The organism is Stenotrophomonas sp. CCNWLW57, assembly GCF_037203925.1.
GTDB classification, from domain to species: Bacteria; Pseudomonadota; Gammaproteobacteria; order Xanthomonadales; family Xanthomonadaceae; genus Stenotrophomonas; species Stenotrophomonas rhizophila_A.
Map to the genome: position 1 here is coordinate 591,850 of NZ_JBBCBJ010000002.1, position 12,870 is coordinate 604,719.

Sequence of the window (12,870 nt, forward strand, 5' to 3'; positions counted from 1 at the left end):
CGACGCGACGCGATGGCGCGGCTGGCCGCGTGGTTCGCCAGCCGTGGCTGGTCGCCGCTGGCGTTCCAGAAAACGATGTGGCGGCACTACCTGGCCGGCGAATCCGGGCTGCTGCACACGCCTACCGGCAGCGGCAAGACGCTGGCGATGTTCGGCGGGCCGCTGCTGCAGGCGCTGGTCGATCCGCTGCCGCGCGCACCAGGTGCACGCGCCGGCAAGACCGTGCCGGCGCTGCAGGTGCTGTGGATCACCCCGCTGCGCGCGCTGGCCAGCGATACCGCACGCGCGCTGCGTGAACCGCTGGCGGCGCTTGGCCTGGACTGGCAGGTCGGGCTGCGCACCGGCGATGCCAGCGCGCGCGACAAACGCCTGGCCCGCGAAGGCCGGGTCGATGTGCTGGTGACCACGCCCGAATCGCTGGCGCTGCTGCTGAGCTACCCCGATACGCAGGAGCGCATGCGCCGGCTGCGCTGCGTGGTGGTGGATGAGTGGCATGAGCTGCTGGGCAACAAGCGCGGCGTGCTGCTGCAGTTGAATCTGCGTCGCCTGCGTGATGCGCTGCCGGCGCTGCAGGTGTGGGGCCTGTCGGCCACGCTCGGCAACCTGGACGAAGCGCGCGAGGTATTGCTGCCCGATGTTCCCGACGCGCCGCTGGTGTCGGGGGCGCGGCCACGCCCGGTGAAGGTGGAAACGCTGTTGCCCGCGCATGGCGAGCGCTTTCCATGGGCGGGCCACCTCGGCCTGTCGCAGCTGCAGCGGGTGCAGCAGAAGCTGTTCGCGGTCGGCACCAGCCTGCTGTTCACCAATACCCGCGCGCAGGCCGAACTGTGGCACCAGGCGCTGTCGGCGGTGTGGCCCGAAGACCCGGCCACGCTGGGCCTGCACCACGGCTCGCTGGACCCGGTGCAGCGCCGCATCGTCGAGCAGGGCCTGCGCGACGGGGCACTGCGCTGCGTGGTGGCCACCTCCAGCCTCGACCTGGGGGTGGATTTCCCGGCCGTCGACCAGGTCCTGCAGATCGGCAGCCCGAAAGGCATCGCGCGGCTGGTGCAGCGCGCCGGGCGCGCGCGGCATCGCCCGGGGGAATCGGGCCACATCGTCTGCGTGCCGTCGCACGCGCTGGAGCTGGTGGAATACGCCGCCGCGCGGCGTGCACTGGCCGCTGGCGTGATCGAAGCGCGACGCCCGCTGCGGTTGTCGCTGGATGTGCTGGCCCAGCACTGCGTGAGCTGCGCGCTGGGCGGCGGCTTCCGCGCCGACGAGCTGCTGGCCCAGGTCCGGCGCACGCACGCGTTCGCATCGCTGGAGCTGGCGCAGTGGCAGGGCGTCCTGGACTTCATCGTGCAGGGCGGCCAGGCGCTTGCGCAGTACCCGGACTTCCACAAGGTGGTGCGCGACGACGACGGGATCTACCGCGTGAACGACCGCCGCGTGGCACTGCGCCACCGGCTGTCGATCGGCACCATCACCAGCGATGGCAGCGTCATGGTGCAGTTCCTGCGCGGCGGCCGACTCGGCAGCGTGGAAGAACAGTTCGTCGGTCGCCTGCGCCCCGGCGACCGCTTCCAGTTCGCCGGCCGGCTGCTGGAGCTGGTACGGCTGGAGAACCTCACTGCTTACGTAAAGATGGCGCGTGGCGGCGATGGCGTGGTGCCGCGCTGGCAGGGGGGCCGCCTGCCGCTGTCGGAGGCGCTGGGCCACGAAATGGAAAGCGTGCTCGCGTCCGCGCCGGACAGCCCTGAAATGCACTGGCTTGCACCGCTGCTGCGCCTGCAGGCACGCGTATCCGCGCTGCCCGGCCCGTCACTGCTGCTGGTGGAAAGCGTGCGCCGCCGCGAAGGACAGTTCGTGTTCGTGTATCCGTTCGCCGGGCGCCAGGTCAACGAGGGGCTGGCGGCGCTGATGGCGATGCGCTGGACGCGCCTGCAGGCCAATACCTTCGGCTACGCCGCCAACGATTACGGCTTCGTGCTGGCACCGGCGCGCGCGGTGGAGGTGGATGCGGCGCAGGTGTCGGCATTGCTGCAGCCGGACGGTCTGTTCGAGGACCTGCGCGACAGCCTCAACCTGGGCGAGCTGGCACGCCGCCAGTTCCGCGATATCGCGCGCGTGTCCGGGCTGTTGATTCCCGCATTGCCGGGCCGCACGCCACGCAGCCTGCGCCAGCTGCAGGCGTCGGCCGGACTGCTGTATGACGTGCTGCGCCAGCATGATCCGGGGCACATCCTGCTCGGCCTGGCCGAACGTGAGGTACTGCATGAGCAGCTCGACCTGACCTGCCTGGCCGAAACGCTGCGCCGCTGCCAGGGCCGCACGTTGTGCGTGCAGCACCCGGCAACGCTGGGGCCCTTGTCCTTCCCGCTGTGGGCCGAGCGCCTGCGCGGGCAGCTCAGCAATGAAGACTGGAAGACGCGCGTGCTGCGCGCCGTGGGCCAACTGGAGAAACGCCATGCCGACTGACGTCGTGACCGAGATCGCGGGCGAGCAGGTCCGCCTGCTTGGCGCGCGCGCGCTGTACTGGCCGGCGCGCGAAGCGCTGCTGATTGCCGACCTCCACCTTGGCAAGGCCGATCTGTTCCGGCGCGCGGGCATCGGGTTGCCCAGCGGCGGCACCGGTGACGATCTGGCGCGGCTGTCGGCACTGGTGGTCGACCACCCCGTCCGCACGGTTTGGATCCTGGGCGACGTGCTACATGGCCCTGCGCATCGGGCCGCGTGGTACCGGCAATGGCAGGCATGGCGGGAGCAGCATCCGCGACTGGAGATCGGCGCAGTGGCCGGCAACCATGACCGCGTGCTGCCCAAGGCCGACCTGGGCATCACCCTGCTCGGCGAACGCGTCCAGGAGGGGCCGTTCCTGCTGCGCCATGATCCACAACCGCATCCCAGCCTGCATGTGCTGTGTGGCCACCTGCATCCACTCGCCCGCCTGCCAGGCATGCAACGCCGCTGGCCGGCCTTCTGGCTGCGCGAGCGCTTGACCGTGCTGCCGGCTTACTCGCGCTTTACCGCCGGCATCGCACCGGTCGTGGCCGCCGGCGAGCAGCTGGTCGCGTGCGTCGACGACGACGCGATCGCGCTGCCGGCACGTTGACGCCGGCAGGCGCGGGTGCGGCGGCTCAAGCTGCCGAAGGCAGCGCTTCCATCAACAGGATCTGCGGGGCATCGGGATTGCGCCGCACGGGACAGCGCTGCACCTCGACCAGCATGGAACGCGCTGCGGCGCGGATGCGGGCGTGGTGTTCGGGGGCGGCATGGGTGATCAGACTGGTGACATGGAAGTCGAACACATCTTCCATCACATCCGGCTGATCCTCGTGGAGCATCTGCAGCAACCCGCGCAGTTTGCGGATTTCAGAATCGAGAACGTCGGCCGGAAACAACATGTCTTTCTCCTTGGGGGCAACAACACAGCATTGTTCTTGTGCCACAAGGCAAGTGACCCTGCCGTCAACGGCTGCCATTCATGTGCTCATCGCCTCGATGAAACCCGGCGACAATCCCAGCGTGCCCCACCAGCCGCGCTGGGTGCCGCTGAGCACGCGCAGCATGTGGCCGCGACCACCCGGCAGCCGACCCATCGGCTGGAACAGCACATCGCGTGCGTGCGCGAGCAGGTCGCGCTCGGACTGGAACACCGGGGTCAGCCACCGGCTCCAGAACTGGTAGATGCCCACGTGTGCACTGCGCTGCGCCTGGTAGGCCTGGAGCGCGGCATCGGCAGCGTCGTGCGCGCGCAGCGCATCGCGCAGCGCCAGCGCGTCCATCAGCGCCATGTTCACGCCCTGCCCCAGCTGCGGGCTCATCGCATGCGCCGAATCCCCGGTCAGCACCAGGCGGTCGCGGTGCCAGCGCGTCATCACCGCATCGCGGTAGCCGGCACGCGCCAGCTGCGCGCCGTCACGCACGTCCTGCAGCCGCAGGTGGGCCTGCGGCCACAGCGCGGCGATCTCCTCCAGCCAGCGCTGCATGCCATCCCGTTCCCACTGCTCGAACTGCGCGCGCGGCAGGCTCCAGAAGAAGCTCAGGCGCGGCTGCGCATCATCGGGGCGGGTGCCGACCGGCAACAGCCCGATCATCTTGCGCGCCGCCACGTAGCGCTGCCGCAGCTCGTCGTGGTGCGGCCAGTCGCCGCGCGGCAACAGGCACCACAGCGCACCCCACGGGTATTCGCGGTCAAGCCGCGTGCCCTGCACCAGCGTGCGCAGCGACGAGGCCGACCCATCGGCGGCGATCACCAGGTCATACGGGCCGTGCCAGTGCCCGCGCGCGTCGCGCACGCGGCCATTTTCGGTATCCACATCGACGATGGCGGTGTCGGCCTGCAGGTTGCCCGGGTGCTCCCAGGCCTGGGCCAGCAGCGAGAACAGCGCGCCGCGCTGCATGCCGATGCCGTGCAGGTGCGCATGCAGCGCCGCATAGCGCATGTCCATCACCGCGCGCCCGCACGGCGTTTCACCGTACAGCCGGCGCACCGGCGCGCCGTGCCGCAGCACCTCTGGCAGCAGGTCCATCTGCCACAGCACGTCCAGACCGCTCGGCTGCAGCAGGAACCCCGCGCCTACCGGACCGGGCTTGGGCGCGCGCTCGAACACGTGCACATCGTGATGGTCGCGTGAAAGGAGAATCGAGAGCGCTTGGCCCGCCGTTCCGTAGCCAACGATGGCAATCGTACGTTTTTTCATCTGACGTCCTGTCCGGCATCAAAAAAAACCCCGCCGAAGCGGGGTTTTCCTTGCGCTGCGGTGGAGTTACTCCGCCGGCGCGATGTTCGAGGCCTGGGCGCCCTTCGGACCCTGGCTCACTTCATAAGTGACCTTCTGGCCTTCCTGCAGGCTGCGGAAGCCCTTGGAGTTGATCGCGGAGAAGTGCGCGAAGACATCAGCGCTGCCGTCATCCGGCGAGATAAAGCCAAATCCCTTGGCGTCGTTGAACCACTTGACGGTACCGTTCGGCATGGTAATGCGAGACCTTCTTCAATGAATGGGTGGTGTACGCTCAACCAGCGCACTGGCGGAGTATGCAAAGCTTGTCATGCAATGACAATCATCCGCGTGCCAATTCGCCAATCAGTTCCGGCAATCCGGCCGAAGCCGCGTCAACATTGGCCAGTACTTCGGCCATCGTGATCTCGTCGCCATCGCCACAGCCGGCCGCCCAGTTGGCCACGATCGCCAGGCAGGCGTAGTCCAGGCCCAGCTCGCGGGCGAGGCCGGCTTCGGGCATGCCGGTCATGCCGACCAGGTCGCAGCCATCACGGCGCATGCGCGCGATTTCCGCATTGGTCTCCAGCCGCGGCCCCTGCGTGGCGCCGTAGCAGCCGCCGTCCTGCAGGCGCACCCCGGTGACCTTGGCCGCCGCCAGCACCTTGCTGCGCAGCATCGGCGTGTACGGGTGGCCAAAGTCCACATGCAGCACCTCGGTGCCCGGCTCTTCGCTGAGCGTGGAGATGCGGCCCCAGGTGTAATCGATCAGCTGGTCCGGGCAGGCCAGCACGCGCGGACCGAACTGCTCGGTGATGCCGCCGACGGTGTTGAGCGCGAGCACGCGGGTGGCACCGATCTGCTGCAATGCAGCAAGATTCGCGCGGTAATTGATCTTGTGCGGCGGCAGCGAATGACCTTCGCCATGCCGGGCCAGGAACGCCACGCGCTGGCCGAGCAGCGTGCCGACCCGGATCGGGCCGGACGGCGTGCCGTAACGGGTTTCGACCACGTGGCTGTTCACGTCATCGAGCTGGGCCAGCTTGTACACACCGGTGCCGCCGATGACGGCCAGGGCAATAGGGTCCATGGGCGCTGCTTATTCCTTCATCGCGTAGATGGCCGGCACGCCGCGCAGCGCTTCGTTGACGTCCATGCCGAAGCCGAACACGTAACGGTCCGGCAGTTCGACACCGGCGTAGTCGGCCTTGACGTCGGGCAGCGCGCGGTCGTGCTTCTTCACCGTCATCGCGGCGATGCGCACATCGGTGGCGCCCTGCTCCAGGCACCAGGTGCGCACGCCCTGCAGGGTGAAGCCTTCGTCCAGGATATCGTCAACCAGCAGCACGCGGCGGCCGAACAGCGAGGTGGCCGGCTTGTGCTTCCAGACCAGCTCGCCGCCGGTGGTTTCACCGCGGTAGCGGGTGGCGTGCAGGTAATCGAACTGCAGGTCCTGGCCGCGCGCGCCCAGCTCCAGCGCCAGCTGGCCGGCGAACGGCAGCGCGCCGTGCATGATCGACAGGAACAGCGGGACCTCGCCCTTGTAATCCGCCGCGATGGCATCGGCGATGGCCGCGATGGCCGCATCAATGGTGGGGCGGTCGACCAGCAGGTCGGCCTGGGCCAGGGCCTGGGAAATGGTGAGGTTGGGCATCAGACGTTTCTTCCAAGGGTGTCGAGCAAACGGGATTGGGAGGTGCCATGGCGGGCATCGGCCAGCAGGCCGTCCCAGCCAAGCGCGCCCCGGCCGATCAGGCCGAGCAGCGCAGCAGTATTGAGGGGGCGGCCGTCGACCGCGCGCAGCGCCTCGTCGACCAGTTCCGGGTGGCAGACCAGCACCACGTCGCAGCCGGCATCCAGGTGCGCATGCACGCGCGCCTGGACGCCCCCGGCGGAGAACGAGGCGGCCATGCCGATGTCGTCGGAGAACACCACGCCGCGGAAGCCCATTTCCCCGCGCAGGATCTGCTGGATCCAACGCGACGAGTAACCGGCCGGTTCCGGTGCGACCTGCGGGTAGACCACATGGGCCATCATCACCGCGTCGGCGCCGGCATCGATGCCGGCGACGAACGGCACCAGGTCCAGCGCCCGCAGCGCGTCGAGATCACGCGGATCGCTGGCCGCCGCCACGTGGGTGTCTTCCAGCACGCTGCCGTGGCCGGGGAAATGCTTGAGGGTGGCGGCCATGCCGACGCTGTGCATGCCGCGCACGTAGGCGCGGGTGAAGGCGGCAACGACCTCCGGGTCGGCACTGAAGGCACGGTCGCCGATGGCGCGGTTGCCGCGGCCCAGGTCGACCACCGGGGCGAAACTGAGGTCCACGCCGCTGGCGCGCACTTCGCTGGCCATCAGCCAGGCGTGCTGTTCGGCAAGGGCCAGGGCTGCCTCGGGATCCTGTGCGTACAGGGAGTCGAAGCCCTGCAGCGGCGGCAGCGCGCTGAACCCGTCGCGGAAGCGCTGCACGCGACCGCCTTCCTGGTCCACGCAGATCAGCAGCGGGCGCGGCGCGGCGGCGCGGATCGCGGCCGACAGCTCGGCGATCTGCTGGCGCGAGGCGAAATTGCGCTTGAACAGGATGACGCCGGACACGGCGTCGTGCTGCAGCCAATCGCGTTCCTGGGCGGTAAGTTCGGTCCCGGCAACGCCGATCACGAGCATGGGTCGATCTCCAAAGCGGGGCGCCGTGATGGCGCACTGCCGCATTGTCGCAGAAGGCGTGTCCCCGAGGCCACGGGCGCGGCGGGCGTATTCAGGGCCAGCGGCGGTAGGGGTTCGCGGCCAGGGCGAGGTTGTAGTACCGGACCTGGTCGGTCACTTCCTCCCCGACCCAGGACGGCAGGTCGATGGCCTGGTCGGCCTGGTCCAGTTCGACCTCGGCCACCACCAGCCCGGCGTTGTCGCCCAGGAACTCGTCCACTTCCCACAGCAGCCCGGCGTGGTGGACCAGGTGCCGGCGCTTGTCGATCAGGCCGCCCACGCACAGCGCCAGCAGCGCGCGGGCGTCCTCCACCGGGATCGGGTAATCGAATTCCTGGCGGGTGTGCCCGATCTCGCGCGATTTCATGTTGAGAAATGCCTCATCGCCCTGGATGCGCACACGCACCGAGGCCTTCTGGGCGCCGCTGTCGATCGAGGCGGTGTCGTTGAGGTAGCCCTGTGCCATCGGAATGACCGCGTGCGCGGCGGCGCGCCAGTCATCGCCGGTGACCAGGAACTTGCGCTCGATCTCGATGCCCATCTCAACGCTTCTCGAAGACGGCGATGCTTTCCACGTGCGCGGTGTGCGGGAACATGTCCATCGCACCGGCCGACACCAGGGTGAAGCCCTGCTCGTTGACCAGGTAGCCGGCGTCGCGCGCCAGCGAGCCGGGGTGGCAGCTGACGTAGACGATGCGCTTGAACTGCTTGAGCGGCAACTGCTGCAGGACTTCGATCGCGCCCGAGCGTGGCGGGTCCAGCAGCAGCTTGTCGAAGCCCTGGCGCATCCACGGGGTCTGGCGCTGGTCCTGGGTCAGGTCGGCGGCGAAGAACTGCGCGTTGTCCAGGCCGTTGCGCGCGGCGTTTTCCCTGGCCCGCGCCACCAGCCCGGCTTCGCCTTCCACGCCCACCACTTCGCGCACGGTGCGCGCCAGCGGCAGGGTGAAGTTGCCCAGGCCACAGAACAGATCGAGCACGCGCTCGTCCGGGCCGGCGTCGAGCAGCTCGAGCGCCAGCGCGATCATCTTTTCATTGAGCTTGGCGTTGACCTGGATGAAATCCAGCGGGCGGAACGCCAGCTCCACGTTCCACGGCGCCAGCCGGAACGACAGCGGCACCTCGCCAGGCAGCAGCGGGTGCACCGATTCCACACCGCCAGGCTGCAGGAAGATCGCAAACCCGTGCTCAGCCCCGAACGCGGCCCAGGCCGCCTTGTCCGCATCGCTGAGCGGCAGCATGTGGCGGATGGTCAGCACGATCGCATCGTCGCCGGCAATGAACTCCACCTGCGGGATGTCGCGCTTGCCATCAAGGGACTCGATGAACGCCGACAGTGCCGCCACCTTCAGGCCGATTTCCGGGATCACGGTCAGGCACAGGCTCAGGTCCGCCACGAAGCGCGGGTCCTGTTCACGGAAGCCGACCAGGGTCTTGTCCTTCTTCTCCACCCGGCGCACGGAGAAGCGCCCCTTGCGGCGGTAGCCCCAGCTTTCGCCGACCAGCGGCGGCAGCACGGTGCCCGGGCTGACATGGCCGATCCGGGTCAGGTTGTCGAGCAGAACGCGCTGCTTGGCCACGATCTGCTGACCTTCTTCCAGGTGCTGCAGCACGCAGCCGGCACAGACGCCGAAGTGCGGGCAGCGCGGGGTGACCCGCTGCGGCGAGGGCTGCAGGACCTCCACGGTCCGCGCCTCGTCGAAATGGCGATTGCGGGCAGTGGGCTCGGCGCGCACCACTTCGCCCGGCAGGGCGCCGGAGATGAAGGTGACCTTGCCGCCCTCGCCTTCACGGCGGGCGACGCCCCGGCCATCATGGCTGAGGTCGAGGATGTCGGTCTGGAACGGCGTCTTGTCGAGGCGGGAACGGGATCGGGCCACGTGGCAACAGGCTGCGGGCAAAAAGGGTGCGTATTGTCGCAGATACGCACCGCGAGCTGCCGGATGACCCCATCGGGAGGCTTGCAGGACGCCATATCGTGTTTAATATGGGCATAGCTGACATGGAGGCAGCCCCAATGCAGATGACCCCGAGGGCTCCCATGCCCCGACTCCTGCTCGTCGAGGACGACACCATCAGTCGCGGCTTTTTCCGGGCCGCGCTGGAAACCCTGCCCGCGCAGGTGGAAACCGCCGATTCGCTGGTCACTGCCCTGGAACGGGGCCGCAACGGCGAGCACGATCTGTGGCTGATCGATGTGAACCTGCCCGACGGCAATGGCAGCCAGCTGCTGAGCGCCTTGCGGCTGACGCGTCCGGACACGCCCGCCCTGGCCCACACGGCCGATGGCGACACCAGCATCCATGCCCGTCTGCGCGATGACGGGTTCAGCGAAACCCTGGTCAAACCGTTGAGCCGTGAGCAGCTGCTGCAGGCCGTGCGCCGTGCGCTGGTCAACAGCCCCGGCAGCGCCGCCCGGGCCGTCGCCGTTGGCGGCAGTGAGCTGGAACGCGAGGACTGGGACGAAATCACCGCGCTGGCGGCCCTGAATGGGCAGCGCCATCACCTGATCGCCCTGCGCGAACTGTTCCTGGCGGAGCTGCCCGGGGTCCGCGACGCGGTGGCCCAGGCGGTACAGCAACATGATGTGGGCACCTTGAAGGGCCAGCTGCACCGGCTGCAGGCCAGCTGCGGCTTCGTCGGCGCCGCGCGCCTCGCACGCGCGGTACGCCAGCTGCACCAGGCCCCCGAATCCAACGGCGCCCACACCCAGTTCAAGGCGGCCGTGGAGTCCCTGTTGCATTGAAGGTCACCGCCGCCGCGCCAGATCCTCCAGCATTTCCCACGATTTCAGCCCGCGCCCACCCAGGTGGTGCAGCAGCACCGCACGCATGCCTCGCCGCAGGCTGGCCAGATCCTCCGCGCCGGGCAGGACGTCGCCAGCCAACGCCAGCAACGCACTCCCGGTCGCCGTCCCCCGCCGCGGATCCACCCCGCGCTCGCTGAGCAACCGTCGCGGCCCTTCCAGCGGGTCCAGCTCATAACGCGCGGCCGGGTCGACCGGCTCGCCATCGCTGCCATGGGTCAGGTCGAAGCCAAACCCCAGTGCCTCCAGCAGGTCGCGCTCGAACCGCCGCAGGGTCCAGGCCAATGGCTCGGCGGCTGCGAGCCGCTGGCGCACCTGCCCGTAGTGGTCGTAGAGGTCGGGCAGCGGGTCCTGGCGGGGCGCCAGCCGCATCACCAGTTCATTGACATAGAAGCCGGCCAGCATGGCATCGCCGCTCAGCCGCGGCGCGGCATCCAGGGCCTCGGCCCCACGCAGCTGGGCCAGCTCGCCGCGCTGCACGGCGGCCAGGCGGATCCATTGCAGAGGCTGGAGGGCGGCGCGCAGCGCCTGGCTGCGCGGGCTGCTCACGCCGCGCGCCAGCAGTCCGATCCGGCCGTGCTGCTCGGTCAGGACCTCGACCAGCAGGCTGGTCTCCCGCCAGGGGCGGGCATGCAGCACGAAGGCCGGTTCGTCGTCGATGCGCATGGCCGGGGGCGGTGAGCGGCAACCCTGCCGGGTTTACTCGTAGCCGAAGGCCTTCAGCGCAGCTTCGTCGTCCGACCAGCCTTCGCGCACGCGCACCCAGGTTTCCAGGAAGACCTTGGCGTCGAACAGGCGCTCCATCTGCATGCGCGACTTGGCGCCGATGTCCTTCAGGCGGCTGCCACCCTTGCCGATCACGATGGCCTTCTGGCCTTCGCGTTCGACCCAGATCACCGCACCGATGCGCAGCAGGTTGCCGTCTTCGACGAAGCGCTCGATTTCCACCGTGGTGGCGTACGGCAGCTCTTCACCGAGCTGGCGCATCAACTGCTCACGAACCAGTTCGCCGGCCAGGAAGCGCTGGCTGCGGTCGGTGATTTCATCTTCGCCGAACATCGCCGGGGCTTCGGGCAGCAGCTTCAGGAGGTCGCGCACCAGCGCTTCCAGGCCGTTGCGTTTCTGCGCGGAGATGGGGTGCACGGACGCGAACGTACGGCCTTCGGTGACCTGCTGCAGGAACGGCAGCAGGGCCGCCTTGTCCTTCAGTCGATCGACCTTGTTCACCACCAGCACCACCGGAATGCCCGCGTCGCTGAGCACGTTGAACGCCAGGGTGTCTTCTTCGTCCCAGCGGCCAGCCTCGATCACCAGCATGCCGGCATCCACGCCCTCGAGCGAGCCGCGCGCGGCGCGGTTCATCACCCGGTTCATGGCGCGCTTCTGCACGCGGTGCAGGCCGGGGGTGTCGACCAGCACCAGCTGGCCTTCCGGATAGCTGGCAATGCCCAGCAACCGGTGGCGGGTGGTCTGCGGACGGTTGGAGACGATGCTGACCTTGGCGCCCACCAGGGCATTGGTCAGGGTCGACTTGCCGACGTTGGGGCGGCCGATGACGGCCACGCTGCCGCAATGATGGGGGGTTGCTTCGCTCACTTGGAATCCAGTTGCTCGAGGGCGGCAGCTGCCGCCTGTTGTTCGGCCAGCCGTCGCGAGGCACCTTCGCCTTCGGTGCTGACAGCAGGATCGGCTACGCCGCAGCGTACCCGGAAGGTCTTGGCGTGATCGTCGCCTGATTCTGACACCAATTCGTACAGCGGCAATGCCTTCTGTCGGCCCTGCAGCCATTCCTGGAGCCGGGTCTTGGGGTCTTTTTCAGGCTTGCCGGTAGCCGGCAGCGCCTCCATGGAGGGGCCAAACCAGGGCAGGACCACTGCCTGGCAAGCGGCAAAGCCTGCGTCCAGGTAGATGGCGGCCACCACGGCCTCCAGCGCGTCGGCCAGGATCGAGTCCCGCCGGTGGCCGCCGGATTTCATCTCGCCCGGCCCGAGCGTGAGCCGCTCGCCCAGATGCAGGGTGCGGGCAATGACCGCCAGCGCGCCTTCGCGCACCAGCTCGGCCCGCGCCCGGGTCAAGGCGCCCTCGTCCGCCTTCGGCCAGCGCTGGTAGAGCGCTTGGGCCACCATCATGTTGACGATGCTGTCGCCGAGGAATTCCAGCCGCTCGTTGTTCGGCGTGCCGGCACTGCGATGCGTCAGGGCCTGCTGGAGCAGGCCCGGATCCTGGAAGGCGTGACCGATCTGGTCACCACGTTGATAGGTTTTAGTCGGCACCGCTGAGGGTCAATTCCTGGTGTGCATCAAATTTCCCAACCACGTCGAGGTTGCCCACCAGCGGGCGACGCACTTCGTAGTTGACCTTCATGTTCCAACCGCCACTGACGCGTTCGAACTTGACGTTGGCCGGCTTGACGCTCTCCGAATAGCTGATGTCCAGCCGGCGGAAGAACATTTCCTGCACCTTGCCCGGTTCCATGTTGGCCACGCCCGGTTCCTTGGCCACGCCCTTGAGCGCGGTCTTCACCGCGTAGAACTCGGAGTACATCGGGAACAGTTTCATGCCGATGTACAGGCCGAACCCCACGATGCACAGCACGACCAGGAACGAGGTCAGGGTCATGCCACGCTGCGTCTTCATCGTCTTCATTGCGTTCTCCCCAGATAC

At 68.5% G+C, this 12,870-nt stretch carries 15 protein-coding genes; 3 read left to right on the forward strand and 12 right to left on the reverse strand.

Annotated features, from left to right (window positions below):
* The first annotated feature begins 12 nt into the window (after nt 1–12).
* Nucleotides 13–2,460 (forward strand): ligase-associated DNA damage response DEXH box helicase, encoded by a 2,448-nt coding sequence (locus V9K91_RS07545; protein ID WP_095363540.1) that lies wholly within the window; start codon nt 13–15, stop codon nt 2,458–2,460.
* Entirely contained in the window at nt 2,450–3,094 is a 645-nt protein-coding gene (gene pdeM, locus V9K91_RS07550; RefSeq protein WP_095363541.1) for a ligase-associated DNA damage response endonuclease PdeM, read from the forward strand. The genes V9K91_RS07545 and pdeM overlap by 11 nt, the downstream gene beginning before the upstream one ends.
* Before the next feature lie 25 nt (nt 3,095–3,119).
* Here pdeM and V9K91_RS07555 read toward each other — a convergent pair whose 3' ends face one another.
* The 8 genes from V9K91_RS07555 to rlmD form a co-directional block, all read right to left on the reverse strand.
* A complete protein-coding gene (locus tag V9K91_RS07555) occupies nt 3,120–3,464 on the reverse strand; it encodes a hypothetical protein (RefSeq protein ID WP_320457473.1) in 345 nt (114 codons plus the stop codon).
* A complete protein-coding gene (locus tag V9K91_RS07560; protein ID WP_336443229.1) occupies nt 3,465–4,685 on the reverse strand; it encodes an NAD(P)/FAD-dependent oxidoreductase in 1,221 nt (406 codons plus the stop codon).
* Between the two features lie 66 nt (nt 4,686–4,751).
* Entirely contained in the window at nt 4,752–4,958 is a 207-nt protein-coding gene (locus tag V9K91_RS07565; protein ID WP_068853615.1) for a cold-shock protein, read from the reverse strand.
* Nucleotides 4,959–5,046: 88 nt separating this feature from the next.
* Complete coding sequence (locus V9K91_RS07570) at nt 5,047–5,793, reverse strand: S-methyl-5'-thioinosine phosphorylase (RefSeq protein ID WP_068853616.1); 747 nt, start codon at nt 5,791–5,793, stop codon at nt 5,047–5,049.
* A gap of 9 nt (nt 5,794–5,802) precedes the next feature.
* Complete coding sequence (locus V9K91_RS07575) at nt 5,803–6,357, reverse strand: hypoxanthine-guanine phosphoribosyltransferase (protein ID WP_068853617.1); 555 nt, start codon at nt 6,355–6,357, stop codon at nt 5,803–5,805.
* A complete protein-coding gene (gene nagZ, locus V9K91_RS07580; protein WP_095363543.1) occupies nt 6,357–7,364 on the reverse strand; it encodes a beta-N-acetylhexosaminidase in 1,008 nt (335 codons plus the stop codon). Before nagZ ends, V9K91_RS07575 begins: the two co-directional genes overlap by 1 nt.
* A 91-nt stretch (nt 7,365–7,455) precedes the next feature.
* The gene (locus tag V9K91_RS07585; RefSeq protein ID WP_095363544.1) at nt 7,456–7,944 is read right to left on the reverse strand and encodes a CYTH domain-containing protein; all 489 of its coding nucleotides are present in this window, start codon (nt 7,942–7,944) and stop codon (nt 7,456–7,458) included.
* Nucleotide 7,945: 1 nt separating this feature from the next.
* Nucleotides 7,946–9,280 carry a 23S rRNA (uracil(1939)-C(5))-methyltransferase RlmD gene (gene rlmD, locus V9K91_RS07590; RefSeq protein WP_095363545.1) on the reverse strand — a complete coding sequence of 445 codons (1,335 nt, stop codon included), beginning with the start codon at nt 9,278–9,280 and terminating at the stop codon, nt 7,946–7,948.
* Between the two features lie 137 nt (nt 9,281–9,417).
* Here rlmD and V9K91_RS07595 point away from each other — a divergent pair, with 137 nt between their 5' ends.
* Complete coding sequence (locus V9K91_RS07595; RefSeq protein ID WP_095363546.1) at nt 9,418–10,146, forward strand: response regulator; 729 nt, start codon at nt 9,418–9,420, stop codon at nt 10,144–10,146.
* A gap of 3 nt (nt 10,147–10,149) precedes the next feature.
* On the opposite strand, the gene recO is transcribed toward V9K91_RS07595, so the two are convergent.
* From recO to V9K91_RS07615, 4 genes are read right to left on the reverse strand one after another with little or no spacing between them, the layout of a single operon-like run.
* The gene (gene recO / locus V9K91_RS07600; protein ID WP_095363547.1) at nt 10,150–10,872 is read right to left on the reverse strand and encodes a DNA repair protein RecO; all 723 of its coding nucleotides are present in this window, start codon (nt 10,870–10,872) and stop codon (nt 10,150–10,152) included.
* 33 nt (nt 10,873–10,905) lie between these two features.
* Nucleotides 10,906–11,802 (reverse strand): GTPase Era, encoded by an 897-nt coding sequence (gene era / locus V9K91_RS07605; RefSeq protein ID WP_306987784.1) that lies wholly within the window; start codon nt 11,800–11,802, stop codon nt 10,906–10,908.
* On the reverse strand, nt 11,799–12,479 hold the full coding sequence (gene rnc / locus V9K91_RS07610) for a ribonuclease III (protein WP_068853624.1): 681 nt from the start codon (nt 12,477–12,479) through the stop codon (nt 11,799–11,801). Before rnc ends, era begins: the two co-directional genes overlap by 4 nt.
* The gene (locus V9K91_RS07615) at nt 12,469–12,852 is read right to left on the reverse strand and encodes a DUF4845 domain-containing protein (RefSeq protein WP_068853625.1); all 384 of its coding nucleotides are present in this window, start codon (nt 12,850–12,852) and stop codon (nt 12,469–12,471) included. The genes rnc and V9K91_RS07615 overlap by 11 nt, the downstream gene beginning before the upstream one ends.
* Between the last annotated feature and the right edge of the window lie 18 nt (nt 12,853–12,870).